This is a genomic window from Streptomyces sp. HPF1205 (genome assembly GCF_020400825.1).
In the GTDB taxonomy this organism is placed as follows: domain Bacteria; phylum Actinomycetota; class Actinomycetes; order Streptomycetales; family Streptomycetaceae; genus Actinacidiphila.
The window spans coordinates 1-18202 of sequence record NZ_JAINVH010000060.1; the positions used below are offsets into that span (position 1 = coordinate 1).

Sequence of the window (18202 nt, forward strand, 5' to 3'; positions counted from 1 at the left end):
TGCGCCTTGATGATGCCCAGGTGCTGCGGCGGCGGGATCAGGCAGGCGAGCCGGTTGCGGTCGAGCAGCATCATCCGGTTGACGGACCAGTTGGTCCACGAGCCGTCCGGCGTCCTGGCGATGTTCATCCCGTACGTCTGGATGTAGCGCCCGCCGTCGCCGTCGTGGATCAGCGGGGTGGGGAACCGCAGCAGGTCGACGTCGGCGCCGCGCATGACGTTCTCCTTGCACGGCCCGGTCTCCACCACCTCGGGCGGGACGGGCTCGCGGGCGCGGGCGTCGGCGAGGGCGGTGACGATGTCGGCGCCGCGGGCGGTGGCGGGCAGCCCCAGCGCCAGGGCGATCCGGCTGTAGGTGTACCGCGGCCGCGCGGACAGCCCGCCCGGCGCGGACAGGACGCGGAAGCCCTCCTCGATCCCTTTGATACGGGTGAACAGCGGGGCGGGCGCCCGCAGTTCGTACGAGCGGCGGGCCACGGCGCCCAGTTCCAGGTTCCAGTCGACCTCCTTGTCGATCCGCTGGATCTCACCGATCGCGTCGAGCGCGTCGATGAATTCACGCAGGCTGCGCAGATGTCTCACGGGCGGTCCCTCTCCTCGGGCGGCGGGTTCACGGTTGGCGGGCTCACGGGTGGCGGGTTCACGGTTGGCGGGCTCGCGGGTGGCGGGTTGCCGGGGTCGCCGGGGTTCACCCGGTCCAGCGGGGCAGGTCGGGGTGCTCGATGCCGAGCAGGTCGAGGGCGCGCCCCGCGGTGTGGTCGACGATCTCCGCGACGCTGCCGGGACGCAGGTAGAACGCGGGTACGGGCGGCATCACGATCGCGCCGGACTCGGTGGCGGCGGTCATGGCGCGCAGGTGCCCGAGCGTGAGCGGGGTCTCGCGTACGAGCAGGACCAGGCGGCGGCGCTCCTTCAGCGTGACGTCGGCCGCCCGGGTCAGGAGGTTGTCGTTCCCGCACGTCGCGACGGCCGACAGCGTCCGGATCGAGCACGGCGCGACGATCATGCCGTCGGTGCGGAAGGAGCCGGACGCGATGGCGGCGCCGATGTCCGCCGGACGGTACGTCACGTCGGCGAGCGCGGCCAGGTCGCGGGCGGACAGGCCGGTCTCATGGGCCCGGGTCCGCTGCCCGGCGGGGGTGACGACCAGGTGGGTCTCGACGCCGAGCTTCCTGGCCAGTTCGAGGACGCGGATCCCGTAGGCGATCCCGGTGGCGCCGCTGATCCCGACGACCAGGCGTTTCGGGCTTGCGGCGCTCTCCCGGCCGAAGGTCATGGCTGTGCTCCTGGAAAGTGGGCGGACTACGGGGAGGGCGGCCTCGCGCGGCCCGCGCGGCCGTGCGGACGCGCGGCGGCGCGGCCCGCGCGGGCACGCCGGGAGCCGGTGGGCCGTCGGTGACGGATGGGGCAGGTGAGGGGGCCGGCGTCGCGCGCCGGCCGATGGCCCCAGCTTTCCCAGCCGGACCGGGAAGATCAACGGCGAAGTTCTCAACGACCGGTGAGCGAGGCTCACAGATCCGTACCCGGGCCGGGTTACGAGGAAGGGTCGTGCGGGCGCGGGTCGGCGGCACGTGCCCGGCCGGCGGGGTCGGCGAGCGCCGCGCGGGTGCGGGCCAGCGCGGTGAAGGCCCGCACCGCCGGGTTGTCGGCGGCCGTGCGTCGCACGAGCGCGGCCCGGGCGGGCGGCAGGCCCAGCAGCGGCCGGTAGACCACGCCCGGGTGCCGGTAGTGCCGGGCGATGCCGGTGTGGGTGATCGTCACCGCGTCGCCGGCCGCGACCATGTTGAACGTCTCCTGGTAGGTCCGCCCGCCGGGGCGCCGGTCCACGGGACGGCCCTGCGGGGTGGCGGCGGGAAAGTAGGAGCGGCGGAACGCCTCGGGCAGTTCGGGCGGACCGCACAGGACCACGCTGCCTGCCAGATCCTCGACCCCGATCGCCGGGTGGCCGGCGAGCGGGTGCCCGAGCGGCACGGCGGCGGTCCGCTCGTACTCCGCCAGGGGGTGTCCGGCGGTCAGGTCGGGTTCCGCGACCGGCAGCAGCGTGAGGACCACGTCGGCGTCCCCGCGGCGCAGCGCCCCGTAGAAGTCGGTGATGGGCACTTCGAGGGTGGTGACCTCGCAGGCGGGGTGGCGCTCGGCGAAGGCGGTGACCAGGTCGGTGAACTCCGGCCCGTTCAGGCCGCCGAGGAAGCCGACGCACAAGGCGCCGGTCACGCCCTGGGCGATGGCTCGCGTCTCGGCGTAGGCCGCGAGCAGCGCCTCGTAAGCCGGGCCGAGGATGTCCTGCGCCCGCGCGCCCAGCGGGGTCGGCTCCACCTTGCGGCTGGTGCGGGTGAACAGCGCGCCGCCCAGGTCGCGTTCGAGGGAACGGATCAACTGGCTGACCCGTGAGTGCGACAGGTGCAGGCGTTCGCCCGCCCGAAGTGCAGCTCGCGCGACAGGGCGAGAAACGCCTCCAGTTCGCTCAGGTCCACAGCCACTCCCCCCTGTCCGGCCCCGCCCCGGCCCCGTGAGAGTACGGCCCGTCCCGGGCGGCCGTCACCATGATCCCTTGTGACGGCCACCGCCGACCGCTGTTTCCGCCGCCGCCGGCCCTGCGCCGAGGATGTGGACGCAACCAACGCCCGTGCACGGAAAGGCACTTGCCGCCATGACCGAGTCCGCCGCCTCGACTGTGTCCACCGCTTTCGCCGACCTGGCCGGCCGCGTCGCCCTCGTCATCGGGGGCAGCCGCAACATGGGCGCGGCCTTCGCCGAGCACCTGGCCTCGCGGGGCGCGACGACCGTGATCACGTACTCCGGCGACGACAGGGCCGCGGAGGCGACGCTGACCCGGCTGGAGAAGTACGGGGTGACGGCGGAGGCGAGTTCTGGTAGTGCTGTGGCGGGGAAGGTTTCCCGGCTCACTCGCGCAGCGCCGAGGCTCCTTCCCGCCACGCCGACAGCAGACGGGCGGCGAGCCGGTCCTCCAGGAAAGTGGTGGCGTCGGCGCCGAAGGCCACATCGGGGGCGAGCGCGGGCTCGTCCGCCAGCAGGCCGCCGACGACCTCCCTCCGGACGATCTGCTCGTGCACGGCGTCGGCCGTCACGTGCTCGTCGTAGAACCGCTCGGCGGCCGGTCCAGCCCCTGTGCGGCGCATCGCGGCGGCCAGGTGGCGTGAGCCGGGCGAGGAGGTGACCTCGACCCAGGCGAAGTGCCCGACGAGCGCTCCCCGCAGCTCGCGGTGCAGGCCGAACAGCGACATCAGGTTGACGGTGGCCAGTACGGCGGCGGGCGCGCGGTCCACGTAGCGGCCGTAGGCGTGGTCGAGGCCGAGGTCGTCCATGAGGTCGGCGAAGAGCCTGGCGTGGACGTTCTCGGCGCGGCCGGCGCCGAACTCGTCGTACTCGATCGCGGCCATCGCGGCCTTGGCCCGCCCGTGCAGGCGCGGCAGCACCCAGGCGTGCGGGTCGGCCTCCTTCAGGTGGTACAGCGAGCGCAGGGCGGCGTACTCGCGCACCTGCCACGGCTCGCCGTGCCGGCGCAGGTAGTGGCCGACGCTGCCCGAGGTGTCCACCGGTTCCACCAGCAGCTCCGCGAACACCTCCGGCACCGGCCGCCCGGCGGGGACGTCCCGGCGCAGGGCGGCGAGGAACCTGTCCTCCAGCAGGGCGCGCAGGGCCAGCAGGTCCGGGTCCCACTCGCGGTCGTCGGGGACGCCCGCGAAGCCGCGGTAGTGCAGTTCGTAGAGCAGGTAGAGGGCGAGCTGGAGGTCGTCGCCGTACGGGTCCGCCGCCGCGGCGAGCGCCCCGGCCCCGGGCGCGGGCCCGCGCGTCCCGTCCGCCAGCGCGGCCGTCACCGTACGTGACAGCGCGCCGCGCGGGCGCGGCAGGGCGGGCCCCGCCTGAACGGCTGCGGCGGTGGACGTCGTCATGGGGCTCCCTCGTCGTCGTGCCGGTCCTGGCCGCCGCAATCGTGGCGGTCGTGGCGGTCGTCGTGGTCCTGCTGGGCGCGGCGGTCGCGGTCGCGGTGGTCCCGGTGCTCGGCGTCGTGCCCGTCGTCCCGGTCGGCCGGCGTCCCGGGCCGGGGGCCGCGGCGGCGGTGGCTCGTGTCGCACCACGGGTACGTGGCGCTGCGGCGGCAGGTGCAGATCGCGACGACGAAGCGGTCGGCGGCCGTCACCGTGCCGTCCTCGGCGACCACCTCCACCGGGCCCTCGACCAGCACGGGACCGTCGCGGTCGACCATCACGCGCCGCGGTCGGCCGGCTGCTTCCGCCATGGCCACCACCAGCCCCTTCTCCGTCCCGCCTGCCGCGTCCTTCAGCGGCGTTCGGCGTCCTTCAGCGGCGTTCGGCGCGGACGACCACCAGTTCCTCCGCGTCCTGGCCCTGTGCGACCAGGCCCTGGGCGCGCAGCCACGGCAGCCGCTCGGTCAGCACGGGTCCGAACGGTACGAAGGCGCGGTCGGTGACGCTGCACCTGAATCCGGCCTCCGTGAGCCGGGTGAGGGTCGTCCCGACCCCGCACAGGGCCGAGTGCGTCATCAGCAGCACCCCGCGCGGCTTGAGCACCTGCCGCGAGCGGGCGCACAACCGGTCCACCAGCTCGCGCCCGTCGGCGCCGCCGTCGCACGTCCGCACCGCCCGCCGGGCGCCGCGGCCGCCGGGCGTGGGCACGTAGGGCGGATTGCTCAGCACCAGGTCGAAGCGGCGGCCGCCCACCGGCCCGGTGAGGTCCCCGCGGCGGACCTCGATGCGCTGCCCGGACCGGACGGCGTTGAGCCGCGCGGTGGCCACGGCGCGCCAGGAGATGTCCGTGGCGCGCACCCGGGCGCCCATGTGCGCGGCCAGCAGGGCCAGCGCGCCCGAGCCCGTGCCGACGTCCAGCACGTCCATGCCGCCGCCGACCGCCTCCTGGCGCAGTGCCCGCGCCAGGAGGTACGTGTCGTGCTGGGGTGCGTACACCCCGGGCAGGGTCCACATCTTGCGAAATGCCGGCCGCAGCAGGGCGGTGGTCGTCACAGGCGCCTCCGTCGTTTCTCCAGGTGCGGCTACCCCCGGCCCGCCCGCGCACACCAGGGGCGCGCCGGACCGGGTGGGCGCGCCCGGCGTGCGCGGGCCGGCCGGACCGGCGGGCGGTCAGCAGATACGGGGAAGCTGCTCGCCGATGGGCAGGTCCACCACCCGCGTGCCCCCGAAGCGCGAGCGGGCGATCACGCCGCCCGGGTGCTCGGCCACGCACTCGCCGATGACGGCGGCTCCGGCGCCGCAGGGGTGCGCGCGCATGGCGGCCAGCACGGCGTCGGCGTCCGCGCGCGGGACGAAGGCGACCAGCCGGCCCTCGTTGGCCACGTACAGCGGGTCGAGCCCGAGGAATCCGCAGGCGGCGGCGACGGGCTCGGGGACGGGTACGTCGGGTTCCGTGACGACCACGCCCGTCCCCGAGGCGGCGGCGATCTCGTTGAGGGTGGCGGCCACGCCGCCGCGCGTCGGGTCGCGCAGGACGTGCAGGTCTGGGGTGACGGCCAGCATCGCCTCGACCAGCCCGTTCAGGGCGGCGGTGTCGCTGGCCACCTCGACGCCGAACTCCAGGCCCTCCCGCACGCTCAGGATGGCGATGCCGTGCATGCCGACGGGCCCGCTGACGATCACGACGTCACCGGGGACGGCGCGCTGCGGCCGGATGTCGACACCGTCGGGGACCAGGCCGATGCCGCAGGTGTTGAGGTAGATGCCGTCGCCGTGGCCGGTGTCGACGACCTTGGTGTCGCCGGTGGCCACGGTGACGCCGGCCGCGCGGGCCGCCGCGCCGACCGCCCCGGCGACCCGGCCGACCACGTCGAGACCGGTGCCTTCCTCCAGGATGAACGCGCAGGACAGGAAGGCGGGCCGGGCCCCGGACATGGCGAGGTCGTTGACCGTGCCGTTGACCGCGAGGTCGCCGATGCAGCCGCCGGGGAAGAACAGCGGGCGCACCACGTACGAGTCGGTGGACATGGCCAGGCGCGCGCCGCCGAGCGTCACGGTCGCCGAGTCGCCGAGCCCGGCCAGGATCTCGTTGCCGTAGGCGGGGGCGAAGACGTGCTCCATCAGCTCGGCGGACATGGCGCCGCCTCCGCCGTGGCCCATGACGACGGTCCGCTGGTCGCGCAGCGGGGCGGGGCAGGTCCATGAGGTGGGGTCGACAGCGGGGAGGTCGACAGCGGTGTCAGCCAACGGGGCTCGCCTCCTGCGTACGGGGGGCGCTGCCGGCGGCAGCGGTGGCGGGAACCGGGGCAGGTGCCGCGGCGGGCGGGGCAGCGGCGGCGGTCCGCGCGGCGTCGCCGGCCGCGGGGGCGGTCGCGGCGGTCGCGGCGGTGGGGGCGGTCGCTGCGGTGGGGGCCGTCGCCGCGGTGGTCGCGGTCGCCGCGACCGGCCGGTGCTGGAGGCGCCGGTACAGGTAGTACGCCGCGCACGCGCCCTCGCTGGAGACCATGGTGGCGCCCAGCGGGTGGCGGGGGGTGCACTCGGTGCCGAAGGCGGCGCACTCGTGGGGCTTGAGCCTGCCCTGCAGGACCTCGCCGCTGCGGCAGCGGGCCGGTTCCTCGGCCGTGACGCCGTCCACCTCGAAGCGGTACTCCGCGTCGTAGTCGCGCAGGGCCGGGGACAGCCGCCAGCCGCTGTCGGGGATGACGCCGATGCCGCGCCAGGCGCGGTCGGTGGGGACGAACACCTCCGCCAGCATGCGCCGGGCGGCCGGGTTGCCCTCCTCGCTCACGGCACGCGGGTAGGCGTTGTCGACGCGGTGCTCGCCCGCCTCCAGTTGGTGGACCGCGCGCCGGATGCCCTCCAGGATGTCCAGCGGCTCGAAGCCGGTGACGACGATCGGCACCCGGTGCCGCTCGGCCGGCGCCGGGTACTCGCCGGTGCCCATGACGCTGCACACGTGCCCGGCGGCGAGGAATCCCTGCACCCGGCACCCGGGCGAGCGCATGATCGCCTCGATCGCGGGCGGGACGCGCACGTGCGAGACGAGCATGCTGAAGTTGCGCAGGCCAAGCCGGCGGGCCTGGTGGACGGCCATGACGTTGGCCGGCGCGGTGGTCTCGAAGCCGATGCCGAAGAAGACCACCTGGCGGTCGGGGTTCCGCCGGGCGACGGTCACGGCGTCGAGCGGGGAGTAGACCACCCTGACGTCGCCGCCGGCGCTCTTGACCTGGAAGAGGTCGCGGTCGCTGCCGGGCACCCGCAGCATGTCGCCGAAGGAGCAGAAGACGACCTCGGGACGGGACGCGATGGCCAGCGCCTTGTCGATCATCTCCAGCGGTGTGACGCACACCGGGCAGCCGGGGCCGTGGATGAGCTCCACCGCCTCCGGGAGGAGCTGGTCGATGCCGTGCCGGATGATCGAGTGCGTCTGGCCGCCGCACACCTCCATCAGCGCCCAGGGCCGGGTGGCGGTGGACCGGATGTCGTCCAGCAGCCGCCGGGCCATCCTCGGGTCGTTGAACTCCTCGATGTACCTCACCGCGCGTCCTCCTGAACGGGCTGAACGGGCTGAAGGGCCTGAACGGCCTGTACCGGCGTCACGGCTTCGGGTGCGGGCCCCGGTGCGGGCCCCGGCGCGGCGGCGGACGCGGCAGGCCGCGGCACGGCCGCCCCCGCGTCGGCCGCGGCGCGTTCCCACGCGTCGCCGAACTCCTCCTCCAGCGCGCCGATCTGCCGGAAGAGGTCGAGGGTGGCCAGCGCCGACTCCTCGTCCAGGCGCTGCAGGGCGAACCCGACGTGGACGATGGCGTAGTCGCCGACCTCGATGTCGGGCAGATACGCCAGGCACACGTCCTTGACGACACCGCCGAAGTCGACCTTCGCCATGCGCATGCCGTCGCGTTCCTCAGTGCTCACCACTTTGCCGGGCACTGCCAGGCACATGGACACTCCCTTCTCGCCGATCGGGTCCCGGCCGGGCGGCCGGGCGGTCCGTGGGCGGCCGGTCCCCCGGCCGCGGGCGCCGCGCGGCGACCAGGAGCTGGCCGAGCGCCAGCCCGCCGTCGCCGCAGGGCACGGCCTGGTGGCGCAGCACCGTGAAGCCCTGCCGGCGCAGGCGGTCCGCACAGGCCTCGTCCAGCAGGGCGTTGGTGAAGACACCGCCGGTCAGGGCGACCGTGGTCACGCCGGTGGCGCGGCGCGCGGCGCGGCACGCCGTGCTCACCGCGTCGGCGACGGCGTGGTGCAGCCGGGCGGCCATCACCTCCGTGGCCGTGCCGGAGCGCAGATCGGCGACCAGGGCGCGCAGGACGGGGGCCGGGTCCAGCAGGCCGGGCCGCGCCGCGCCGCCCCGGGCGTGCCCGAACACGTAGCCGGGTCCGCACCGGGCCATGGCGGGCGCCGCGCGGGCCTCCAGCTCGACGGCCGCCTGCGCCTCGTAACCGGCCTCGTGGCAGACGCCCAGCAGGGAGGACACGGCGTCGAAGAACCGGCCCATGCTGGAGGTGGGTACGCACGCGGTGCCGGTCTCCAGCTGCCGGGCCAGCACCCGCTGTTCGGCGTCCGGGCAGGCGGCCGCGCACGGCAGGTCCGCGCTCCACCCGATCCCGGCGGCCCGCAGGTGCGACAGGGCCATGCGGTACGGGCGGCGGACCGCCGCGTCGCCGCCCGGCAGCGGCACGTAGGACAGATGGGCCAGGCGCCGGTACCCCGCGTAGTCGGCGAGCAGGATCTCCCCGCCCCATACCGCGCCGTCGTCCCCGTAACCGGTCCCGTCGAAGGCGACGCCGATGACGGGGGCGCGGCCGTCGCAGCCGGCGTCGGCCATGGCGGAGGCGACGTGCGCGTGGTGGTGCTGCACTCGGTGCAGCGGCCGGTCCCCGGCGTTCCGCACGGCCCAGCGGGCGGAACGGTAGCCGGGGTGCAGGTCGCAGGCCAGCGTGCGCGGGCGCACGCCCGTCAGGGCGCGCAGGTGGTCCAGGCACGCCCGGAACACCTCGGCGGTGGCCGGTACGTCCAGGTCGCCGATGTGCTGGGACAGCCACGCGGTACGGCCCTCGGCCAGGCAGAACACGTTCTTCAGGTCGCCGCCCACGGCCAGCGACGGCGGCACCTCGAACGGCAGCGCGACGGGCTCGGGGACGAAGCCGCGCGAGCGCCGCACGGGCGACAGGCCGCCGTCCGCGCGCACCCGCACGACCGAGTCGTCGCACGGGGTACGGATGGCGCGGTCGTGCCACAGCCACGCGTCGGCGATGCCGCGCAGCCGGGCGAGCGCGTCGGCGTCGCCGGTCGCCAGGGGTTCGCCGGAGCGGTTGCCGCTGGTCATGACCAGCACACGGGGGCCGGGTCGATCGCCGGGCAGGCCGAGGAGCAGGTGGTGGAGCGGCGTGTACGGGAGCATCACACCGATGTCGGGGCTGCCCGGGCACACGCTCGCGGCCAGAGCGGGCGCCCCGGCGGTCCGCCCGTCGCGGCGCAGCAGCACGACGGGCCGGCGCCGGCCGGTCAGCGCGCGCTCCTCGGCGGGCCCGACCGGGGCGAGGGCCTCGGCGACCGCCAGGTCGGCGGCCATGACCGCGAAGGGTTTGCCGCCGCGCTCCTTGCGGGCCCGCAGCCGGGCCACCGCGCCCTCGTTCGCCGCGTCGCAGGCCAGGTGGTAGCCGCCGATGCCCTTCACGGCCAGCACGGCGCCGTCGGCCAGCAGCTCCCGGGCCGCGGCCATCGCCGCCTCGCCGCTGTGGCGGCTGCCGTCCGGCCCGGTCAGGTACAGCCGCGGGCCGCACCGGGGGCAGGCGACGGGCTGCGCGTGGAAGCGCCGGTCGCCCGGGTCGGCGTACTCCCGCGCGCACGGCTCGCACAGCGGGAAGGGCGCCATCGTGGTAGCGGCACGGTCGTACGGCAGGCGCGTGGCGATCGTGAAGCGGGGGCCGCAGTGCGTGCAGGTGATGAAGGGGTGCCGGTGCCTGCGGTCGCCCGGGTCGGCGAGTTCGGCCGCGCAGGCGTCGCAGGTGGCGGTGTCGGCGGGGAGCAGGGTGCGTCCCGTGCCCGCCAGGGACGGCAGGATCACGAAGCGCGGCGGCCCGCCCAGCGGCGGCAGGCCGACGCCGGTCACACCGGTCACGGCCGCCAGCGGCGGCGCGTCGGCGACGAGGCGCCGCCGGAACTCGTCCACCGCGCCGCGCACGCCCTCGACCTCGGCGACGACGCCGTCGGGCGTGTTGGTGACGTGTCCGGCCAGCCCCAGCTCCGCGGCCAGCCCGTGCACGAACGGCCGGAACCCGACGCCTTGCACGACCCCGCCGACGGTCAGCCGCACCCGCACGGCCCCGGCCCCGTCCCCCGGTCCGGACCCCCGGTCGCCGGGGGAATCCCGCACGGGTACCCGGGCGCCGGGCGCCGCGGGGGCCGCCGCGCGGTCCACGGGGACGGGCGCGGGCCCCGCCTCGGGACCCTCCGCGTCGGGAGCGGACCCGGTGAGGAGACCCGTTACGGGGGCCGGGCGGCTCGCTGAGGACGAGGGCGCGCCCGCCACCCCGGCCACCGTACGCGGAGCCGGCCGGCGGCTGTCCGGGGAGGTCGTCACAGCGGACGGACCGGGGCGGCCGATGCGGCGCCCTGCCCGGCCGTCCGAGCAGTCACCGGCGGCCGGCCGGCCCCACTGCCCGGCGCGCCCGCGTGAGCGCGGGCACCGTCGCGAAGGTGCCCGTCTCCATGGACGTGCGGGCCGTCGTGAACGTGGGTGCCTTCATGAACGTGCGCACCGTCGTGGACGTGGGGGCCCTCGTGACCACGCGCGCCCTCGTGGACATGCGCGCCCTCATGGACATGCGGCTCCCCCTCGCCGTGCGCGTCCTCGTGGTGGTGGCCGGATTCCGCCAAGTGCCGGGCCGCCAGTACGGGCTGGTGTGCCGGGGCGCCGGCGCGGACCGCGAGCACCCGGTCGAGCAAGGCGTCGACCCCGTCGGCCGCGGTCCGCGGATCCGCGCCGCCCGCGTCCCCGGCGTGCGCGGCGTCCCCCGCGTCCCCGGCGGGCGCGGCGCGCACGGCCGTCCTCAGGATCTCCACGCCGGGGTTCACCGCGGCGACGTTGCGCTCGAACGCGCGCGCGTCGAAGCCGGCCGCCGACAGCAGGTCGGTCTTGGTCAGGACGACCAGGTTGGCCAGCCCGAACGCGGCCGGGTACTTCAGCGGCTTGTCCTCGCCCTCGGTGACCGACATGAGCGTCACCCGCAGGGTCTCGCCGAGGTCGTAGGAGGCCGGGCAGACGAGGTTGCCGACGTTCTCCACGAACAGCACCTCCGTGCCGTCCGGCAGCCATCCGTCAAGGTGCGTCCGCAGTTGCGCGCACTCCAGGTGGCACAGGCCACCGGTGAGCACCTGCCGTACCGGCGCGCCGGAGCGGGCCAGGCGGCGGGCGTCGTTCTCCGTGGCGAGGTCGGCGGTCAGCGCCGCGACGGCCGTGCCCCGCTCGACGGCCCGCCGCAGCAGGCGCTCCAGCAGGGCGGTCTTTCCGCTGCCGGGGCTGGACAGGAGGCTGACCAGGACGGTGCCGCGCGCCGCGAGGTCGGCCCGCAGCGCCGCGGCAAGGGTGTCGTTGGCGGCGAGCACCGCCCGGCGGACGACGTCGACTCGGCACATCAGGCTGCTCCTTCGTGCGGTCCTGCGCTGTCCGGTCCCGCGCTGAGCGGTCGCGCGCTGTCCGGCTCCGCTCCGTGCGGCCCCGTGCCGTGCGGCCCGGTGCCGGACGCTCCGGCTCCGCGCGGTGCTGCCCCGTCCCGCACCGCGGTCGCCCCGGCCGGAACCGGTTCCGCGCGGGCCGGTTCCTCATCCCCCTCCTGATCCCCCTCCAGCTCCCCCTCCAGCTCCACCGCCGTGATCTCCAGTTCCCTGCCGCCGGCCAGCTCCGCCGCCGGCGTGTCGCACCGCGGGCACCACAGCATCGGCGGCGTGCCCACGGCGAACACGTCGCCGCACGGCTCGCAGCGGGCCCGCGCCGGAACCTCGTCCACGACGAGCAGCGCCCCCGCGGCCGCCGTGTCAGCACGGGCCACGTCGAAGGAGAAGCGGAGGGCGTCGGGCACCACGCCGGACAGCTCGCCGACGCGCACGCGGACGGCGGTGACGGCCGCTCCGCCGTACGCGCGTGACGTCCGCTCGGCCTGTTCGACGACGGCGGTGGCGATCGACAGCTCGTGCATGCGCGCGTCGCCTCCTGCGCTGGCGGGCAGCGTTCCGGCCGGGTGGGACGCGGCTCACTGTAGGAACGCCGGGGCCGCGGTCCCGGCCCGCGCGGGCCGGGCGGCGCCGTTGTTCCCCCGTCCGGCGCCGCGCGCCTCCCCCGTCCGGCGCAACCGCGGCCCGGCGGCGGCCGAGCCGTCCGGGGAACCGCCGTTCCCGGGAGCACCATCGCCGGGTCGTGTCGGGTACGAGCCAACCGGAGGCCGGGTGCGGATCCTGCTCATCGCCAGTGCGTTCAACAGCCTCACCCAGCGGGTGCAGGCGGAGCTGCGCGACTGCGGCCACGGTGTGCCCGCCGAAGTGGTGGGCGACGCGGCGGCGGTACGGGCGGCGGTGGACCGGCACCGGCCGGAGCTGGTCGTCGCCCCGATGCTGAGGACGGCCGTACCCGAGGACGTCTGGTCGCGGCACACCTGCCTTGTCGTCCATCCCGGGCCGCCCGGCGACCGCGGCCCGTCCTCGCTGGACTGGGCGGTCTTCGAGGAGGAGCCCACCTGGGGCGTGACGGTGCTGCAGGCGAACGCCGAGATGGACGCGGGGGACGTCTGGGCGTCCGCGCCCTTCACGGTGCCCGCCGGGGTGGGCAAGAGCGACGTCTACCGCGGCGAGCTGTCCGACGCGGCGCTGGACGCCGTGCTGCTCGCCGTCGAGCGCTTCGCCTCCGGCGCCCACCGGCCCGCCCCGCAGGCCGGACTGCCGGTACGGGTGCGGCCCGCGCTGCGCCAGGACACCCGCCGTATCGACTGGCACACCGACTCCACCGCCGCCGTCCTGCGGTCGCTGCGGGCCGCCGACTCCCAGCCGGGGGTGCTGGACGAGCTGGCGGGCGGGCAGTGGTTCCTGCACGGCGGCCACCCGGAGGACCGGCTGCGCGGCGAGCCCGGGGAGATCCTCGCCACGCGCGCCCAGGCGGTGTGCCGGGCGACGACGGACGGCGCGGTGTGGATCCCGCAGCTGCGGCCCCGCCGCGTGCCCGGCGGGCCCGCGGCCTTCCGGCTCCCGGCCGTGCTCGCCCTCGGCGACAGGCTGCCGCGCGTGCCGGAGATCCCGGTGCCGCTGGGGCTCCCCTCGCACCGCACGACCTTCAGCGACATCCGCTACGACGAGCGGGACGGCGTGGGGTTCCTGCGGTTCTCGTTCCCCGGCGGCGCGATGAGCACCGTCCAGTGCCGGCGGCTGCTCGCGGCCTACCGTTTCGCCTGTACGCGGTCCACGCGCGTGCTGGTCCTCGGCGCCGCCCGGGACTTCTTCTCCAACGGCATCCACCTCGGCGTCATCGAGGCCGCCGCGGACCCGGCCGCCGAGTCCTGGGCCAACATCCAGGCGATGGACGACCTGGTGGAGGCGGTGCTCACCACCACCGACCGGCTGGTGGTCGCGGCGCTCGCCGGCAACGCCGCCGCCGGCGGGGTCATGCTGGCCCTGGCCGCCGACGAGGTGTGGTGCAGGCGGGGCGCCGTGCTCAACCCGCACTACCGGCTGATGGGCCTGACCGGCTCGGAGCTGTGGACGTACACGCTGCCGCGCCGGGTCGGCCCCGAGCAGGCGGACGCGCTGCTGCGCGAGGCGCGGCCGATGAGCGCCCTCGCCGCGTACCGGATCGGCCTGGTCGACCGGGTGCTGGACGCCTCACCCGGGCAGTTCGCGCGGCGTGCCGCCGAGTTGGGCGCGGAACTGGCCGACGATCCGGTGACGCATCAGCGGGTCACGGACAAGAAGGCGGTACGCGCCCGCGACGAGGACCGCAAGCCGCTCGCCGCGTACCGGGCCGAGGAACTCGCGCTGATGAAGCGGATCTTCTTCGACCCGCGTGCGCCCTACCACCGCCTGCGCTCGGCGTTCGTCCGCAAGGAGCCGCCGACGGCGGCGGACGGCTTCGGCGGGCCCGGCGGATCGGGCGGGTCGAGCGGGTCGAGCGGGCCGAGCGGGCCCGGCGGATCGGGCGAGTCCGGCGACTTCCGCGATTTCCGCGACTTCCGCGATTTCCGCGACTCCGGCGGGTCCGGTGAGTGACGCCCGCCGGGTCCTCGTCGCCGGTGTCGGCAACGTCTTCATGGCCGATGACGCGTTCGGCCCCGAGGTCGTCGCGGCCCTGCGCGGGCGCGGCCTGCCCGCCGGGATGGAGCTGGTGGACTCCGGCATCCGGGGCATGGACCTGGCCTACCGGCTGCTCGACGGGTACGACGCCGCCGTCCTGGTCGACGCCGCGCCCAGGGGAGGTCCGCCCGGCACGCTCTACCTCATCGACGCCGGCCGGGACGCGGTCCCGGCCGGGCCGGCCGGCGCCGTGCCGGAGGCGCACGGCATGGACCCGGTGAAGGTGCTCGCCCTGGCCCGCACCCTCGCGGACGGGGACGGCGCCGCCGTGCCGCGCGTCCTCGTGCTCGGCTGCGAGCCGCAGGTGAGGATGCGCGGTGACGAAACCGATGTCGTCGTGGGTCTGAGCGCGCCGGTCCGCCGCGCGGTCGGCGAGGCCGCCGACCTGCTGGAGTCGCTGGCCGGGAGGTTGCTGGACCCGGCCGTCCCGGTGGACGACGTGCTCAGCGCCGCCGCCGGGAGCCCGGTCCGATCCCGGCCATCCGCCAGATCCTGATCTCGCGCACCAGACCGGGCATCTCCTTCGCCAGGACCATCAGCCCGAGCGCGCCGACGATCAGCGCCTCCGCCATCAGCACCCGTTTGGCCATCGTCTTTCTCCTGTCTCCTCACGCGCGGCGCGTGTCCGTATCCGTGCCCGTGCCCTGCCCGTGTCCTGCGAGGTCTTCCCCGGCCCGAGGTCCGCGGGCTCCCCCGTCGGCCCGCCCGGCCCGCTCAGCCCGGCGGGAGGTTGGGCATCGTCTTCGCGATCGCGTTGTGCTTCTTCCAGTGGATCCCGGTGGAGCGCCGGGCGTCCGCGGTGCCGTCCTCGCGGTGGCCGGGCTGGCGTTTGCGGGGCGCCTCGTTGCCCTGGTGGATACCGCGGACGGTGGCCGTCGTGTCCGGCCTGACCCTGGCCTTTCCGACTCTGATGGTGCCCATTGCTGCCTCCTGGTTCACGGTTGTGCGGGTCGTGCGGGTCGTGCGGACGCCGTCAGCCCGTCGAGGAACGCGTCGACCGCGGGCCAGACGCGGCTTCCCCCGGACAGCCCCCGCCATTCACGGCGGACGATCGCGACCACCCGCAGGCAGTCGTCCACCGGGACGATCCAGTGGTCCCGCCGCTCGCGCGCGGTGTTCACCAGCAGCGCCTCCACGTCGGCCGCCATGTCCGCCAGGGGCGGGCAGGAGCCGGCGAGGGCCCGCCAGGCGTCCGCGTCGACCTCCCAGCGGGTGGCCCCGGCCGGACTCGGGTAGTGCGCGAGCACGGTGCCGTCGGCGCGGGGCACGAAGAAGGCGAGTCCGACCGGCACGCCGAGGGACGCGGTGGACACCGGGGCGAGCCGGACCCGCCGCCGCGGCACGAGCCGGTAGCGGCCCTCGCCGGCGGCGTCGGCGGCGTCCCGGGCGAACAGCAGCGCGCACGGCCGGCAGGCGCACAGCACCTCCGCGCGCTCGGCGTCGAACAGGTGCCGGTGCTCGTCGGGGGCGTCCCGCCCGCACAGGTCGCAGCGCTCCCCCGCCCCGGCCCGCCGGTCGGCGGCGGACCGGACGAGGCCGGCGAGCGCCCCTCTGCTCATGCCGGGACCCCGCACGCGGATCCCGAGGGCCGCACGAGGGCGTCCAGGGGTACGAAGGCGGGCGCGGGCGCGTCGCCGGACGGCTCCAGCCGGACCTCGGACAGTTCGGGCCCCGCGGCCAGCACGGCCTCGCGGACGGCCTCCTCGACCGCGCCGGAGGAGGAGCCGCAGCCCTTCAGCCGCAGCCGCACGGTGGCCACGGCGCCGTCGATCCCGGCCGGTTCGACGTCGCCGCCGCGTTCGCGCAGGGCGGGCCGCAGCGCGTCCAGGGCCGCGGCGACCCTGCGGTCGAGCGGGTCGGGGTGGAGGTCGTGCAGCACCAGCAGGTGGCCGAGCAGCTCGTCGCCGGCGAGGGCCGCGGCGAGCGCGGGCCCGCCGAGGTCCCGTACCCGGGCGAGCGCCTCGCCGTAGACCTCGGTCAGTGCCTGGACGACCGTGATCGCCGCCTCGGAGGTGGGGCCCGGCACGCCCTGGAGGTGCTCCAGCAGTTCGTCGATCCGGGCCAGCCGCCGCTCGACCGCGGGGGCGTCCAGCCGCCGCGCGTCACTCATGCGAGGCGCCGTAGGTCGGGGTGTGCGTGCGGGACAGCTCCTTGCCGTTGCCGAGGTACATGTGGACCCCGCAGGGCAGGCACGGGTCGAAGCTGCGCACGGTGCGCATGATGTCGACGCCCTTGAAGTCGTCCGGCCCGTTCTCCTCGAAGATCGGCTGGCCCTGCACGGCGTCCTCGTAGGGCCCCGGGGTGCCGTAGCTGTCCCGCGGGCTGGCGTTCCACGGCGTCGGCGGGTACGGGTGGTAGTTCGCGATCTTCCTGTCCTTGATCACCAGGTGGTGCGAGAGGACGCCGCGGACGGCCTCGTGGAAGCCGCAGCCGATCGCCTCCTGCGGCACCTCGAAGGGCTCGAAGACCTTCGTGTCGCCGCCCCGCACCAGGTCCATCGCCCGCTCCAGGAAGAAGAACGCCATGGCGGCGGAGTAGGCGACGAAGTACGGGCGGGCCCGGTCGCGTTCGATGGTGTTGCTCCACCGCGGGATGTGCCACTCGAAGGTCGTCTCGGGCAGCTTCTCGCTCTTGGGCAGCGAGATCCGCACGCTGTGCCCGGTGGCCTTGACGTAGGGGGTGTCGACGAGCCCGCTCAGCGCGGTGGACCACAGGCGGGCGAGGGGGCCGCCGCCGGTGTCGAGCGCGAGGTGCTGCCCGCTGTTCCTCTCGTACCAGCGCGGGCTCATCACCCAGCTGTAGTTGCCGCCGTCGAGGTCGCGCTTCTGCGGGACGGGGACGGTGGTCTGGTTCCACGGGTGCCGCATGTCGACGGGGTTGCCGAGCGGGTCGTGGGTGACGAACGGCTCCTGGTGCGTCCAGTCGTCGTAGTAGGAGCTGCCGAGCAGGATGCGCATGCCGAGGTTGATGTCCACCAGGTTGTTGGTGACCAGTTCCCCGTCGACGACGACGCCGGGGGTGACGAACATCCGGCGGCCCCACTCGTTCATGGTCGCGTAGCGGTAGTCGCACACGTCCGAGTCCTGCCACGCGCCCCAGCAGCCGAGCAGGACGCGGCGGCGGCCGACCTCCTCGTAGCCGGGCAGCGCCTCGTAGAAGAAGTCGAAGACGTCGTCGTTCAGCGACACCGCCTGCTTGACGAAGTCGAGCACGCGCACCAGCCGGGTGAGGTAGTCGGTGAAGACGGTGGGCGTCGGCATGGTGCCGACACCGCCCGGGTACAGCGTCGAGGGGTGGACGTGCCGGCCCTCCATCAGGCAGAACATCTCCCGGGTGACCCGGCTGACCTTCAGCGCCTCCTTGTAGATCTCGCCCTCGAAGGGGTTGAAGGCCCGCATGATGTCGGCGATCGTGCGGTAGCCGTGGATGTGCGCGCGCGGGGCCGCCGTCTTCTCGGCCTTCGCCAGGACACCGGGGTTGGTGGCCTTGACCATGGCCTCGCAGAAGTCGACGAAGACCAGGTTGTCCTGGAAGAGCGTGTGGTCGAAGAGGTATTCCGCCGCCTCCCCGAGGTTGACGATTGCCTCGGCGAGCGGCGGCGGCTTGATGCCGTACGCCATCTGCTGGGCGTAGTTGGAGCAGGTGGTGTGGTTGTCGCCGCAGATGCCGCAGATCCGGCTGGTGATGAAGCCCGCGTCGCGCGGGTCCTTCCCCTTCATGAACACCGAGTAGCCGCGGAACAGGGAGGAGGTGCTGCGGCACTCGATCACCTCGCGGTTGGCGAAGTCGATCTTGGTGTAGATGCCGAGGTTGCCGATGATCCGGGTGATGGGGTCCCAGGACATGTCCACGACCTGGGGGGGCTTGCGCTGCCGGGTCCTGGTCGGGTCCACGGTGGCTGTCATGGTCTTCCTGGCG

Annotated in this window: 17 protein-coding genes and 4 pseudogenes; 3 read left to right on the forward strand and 18 right to left on the reverse strand. The window is 75.3% G+C overall.

All coding sequences use genetic code 11. The annotated features are described in order from the left end of the window. From K7G61_RS34810 to K7G61_RS36765, 4 genes and pseudogenes are all read right to left on the reverse strand, one after another. The coding region (locus tag K7G61_RS34810; protein WP_225851166.1) for a UbiD family decarboxylase at window positions 1-581 on the reverse strand (581 nt) is incomplete at its 3' end. A 106-nt stretch (window positions 582-687) separates the two neighbouring features. Then, the gene (locus K7G61_RS34815) at window positions 688-1275 is read right to left on the reverse strand and encodes a UbiX family flavin prenyltransferase (RefSeq protein ID WP_225851167.1); all 588 of its coding nucleotides are present in this window, start codon (window positions 1273-1275) and stop codon (window positions 688-690) included. Window positions 1276-1532: 257 nt separating this feature from the next. Beyond that, window positions 1533-2315, reverse strand: a complete 783-nt coding sequence (locus tag K7G61_RS34820) for a LysR family substrate-binding domain-containing protein (RefSeq protein ID WP_308190798.1) — start codon at window positions 2313-2315, stop codon at window positions 1533-1535. Next, window positions 2307-2408: pseudogene (locus K7G61_RS36765) on the reverse strand (LysR family transcriptional regulator); the annotation flags it as partial. The gene K7G61_RS34820 and the pseudogene K7G61_RS36765, both read right to left, overlap by 9 nt. A gap of 241 nt (window positions 2409-2649) precedes the next feature. On the opposite strand from K7G61_RS36765, the pseudogene K7G61_RS34825 reads away from it, so the two are divergent. Continuing rightward, window positions 2650-2865, forward strand: a pseudogene (locus tag K7G61_RS34825) (KR domain-containing protein); the annotation flags it as partial. 37 nt (window positions 2866-2902) lie between these two features. On the opposite strand, the gene K7G61_RS34830 reads toward K7G61_RS34825, so the two are convergent. The 9 genes and pseudogenes from K7G61_RS34830 to hypA form a co-directional block, all read right to left on the reverse strand. Next, complete coding sequence (locus K7G61_RS34830) at window positions 2903-3913, reverse strand: iron-containing redox enzyme family protein (RefSeq protein WP_225851168.1); 1011 nt, start codon at window positions 3911-3913, stop codon at window positions 2903-2905. Next, window positions 3910-4260 (reverse strand): CDGSH iron-sulfur domain-containing protein, encoded by a 351-nt coding sequence (locus K7G61_RS37430; RefSeq protein ID WP_374204342.1) that lies wholly within the window; start codon window positions 4258-4260, stop codon window positions 3910-3912. The genes K7G61_RS34830 and K7G61_RS37430 overlap by 4 nt, the downstream gene beginning before the upstream one ends. 61 nt (window positions 4261-4321) lie before the next feature. Continuing rightward, window positions 4322-5002, reverse strand: coding sequence for a HemK2/MTQ2 family protein methyltransferase (locus K7G61_RS34840; protein WP_374204343.1), 681 nt, complete (start codon window positions 5000-5002; stop codon window positions 4322-4324). 117 nt (window positions 5003-5119) lie between these two features. Then, window positions 5120-6196, reverse strand: a complete 1077-nt coding sequence (gene hypE / locus K7G61_RS34845; RefSeq protein WP_308190797.1) for a hydrogenase expression/formation protein HypE — start codon at window positions 6194-6196, stop codon at window positions 5120-5122. Next, entirely contained in the window at window positions 6189-7487 is a 1299-nt protein-coding gene (hypD, locus tag K7G61_RS34850) for a hydrogenase formation protein HypD (protein WP_225851169.1), read from the reverse strand. The genes hypE and hypD overlap by 8 nt, the downstream gene beginning before the upstream one ends. A gap of 128 nt (window positions 7488-7615) precedes the next feature. Further along, window positions 7616-7891, reverse strand: a pseudogene (locus K7G61_RS34855) (HypC/HybG/HupF family hydrogenase formation chaperone); the annotation flags it as partial. Beyond that, window positions 7854-10271: a carbamoyltransferase HypF gene (hypF, locus tag K7G61_RS34860; protein ID WP_225851171.1), complete on the reverse strand. Its 2418-nt coding sequence runs from the start codon at window positions 10269-10271 to the stop codon at window positions 7854-7856. The pseudogene K7G61_RS34855 and the gene hypF, both read right to left, overlap by 38 nt. Window positions 10272-10528: 257 nt before the next feature. Then, on the reverse strand, window positions 10529-11587 hold the full coding sequence (gene hypB, locus K7G61_RS34865) for a hydrogenase nickel incorporation protein HypB (protein ID WP_225851172.1): 1059 nt from the start codon (window positions 11585-11587) through the stop codon (window positions 10529-10531). A gap of 224 nt (window positions 11588-11811) precedes the next feature. After that, window positions 11812-12147 (reverse strand): annotated as a pseudogene (gene hypA, locus K7G61_RS34870) (hydrogenase maturation nickel metallochaperone HypA); the annotation flags it as partial. A gap of 247 nt (window positions 12148-12394) precedes the next feature. Between hypA and K7G61_RS34875 the strand changes: the two are divergent. Then, a complete protein-coding gene (locus tag K7G61_RS34875; RefSeq protein ID WP_225851173.1) occupies window positions 12395-14200 on the forward strand; it encodes a hydrogenase maturation protein in 1806 nt (601 codons plus the stop codon). Then, the gene (locus tag K7G61_RS34880; RefSeq protein WP_225851174.1) at window positions 14193-14780 is read left to right on the forward strand and encodes a hydrogenase maturation protease; all 588 of its coding nucleotides are present in this window, start codon (window positions 14193-14195) and stop codon (window positions 14778-14780) included. The genes K7G61_RS34875 and K7G61_RS34880 overlap by 8 nt, the downstream gene beginning before the upstream one ends. On the opposite strand, the gene K7G61_RS34885 is transcribed toward K7G61_RS34880, so the two are convergent. From K7G61_RS34885 to K7G61_RS34905, 5 genes are all read right to left on the reverse strand, one after another. Then, window positions 14728-14874, reverse strand: coding sequence for a hypothetical protein (locus tag K7G61_RS34885; protein WP_225851175.1), 147 nt, complete (start codon window positions 14872-14874; stop codon window positions 14728-14730). The two genes, K7G61_RS34880 and K7G61_RS34885, sit on opposite strands and share 53 nt — an antisense overlap. A gap of 124 nt (window positions 14875-14998) precedes the next feature. Beyond that, window positions 14999-15205: a hypothetical protein gene (locus tag K7G61_RS34890; protein ID WP_225851176.1), complete on the reverse strand. Its 207-nt coding sequence runs from the start codon at window positions 15203-15205 to the stop codon at window positions 14999-15001. Window positions 15206-15219: 14 nt separating this feature from the next. Then, complete coding sequence (locus tag K7G61_RS34895; RefSeq protein ID WP_225851177.1) at window positions 15220-15843, reverse strand: DUF5947 family protein; 624 nt, start codon at window positions 15841-15843, stop codon at window positions 15220-15222. After that, a complete protein-coding gene (locus tag K7G61_RS34900; protein WP_225851178.1) occupies window positions 15840-16394 on the reverse strand; it encodes a NifU family protein in 555 nt (184 codons plus the stop codon). Before K7G61_RS34900 ends, K7G61_RS34895 begins: the two co-directional genes overlap by 4 nt. Further along, entirely contained in the window at window positions 16387-18189 is a 1803-nt protein-coding gene (locus tag K7G61_RS34905) for a nickel-dependent hydrogenase large subunit (protein WP_225851179.1), read from the reverse strand. The genes K7G61_RS34900 and K7G61_RS34905 overlap by 8 nt, the downstream gene beginning before the upstream one ends. Between the last annotated feature and the right edge of the window lie 13 nt (window positions 18190-18202).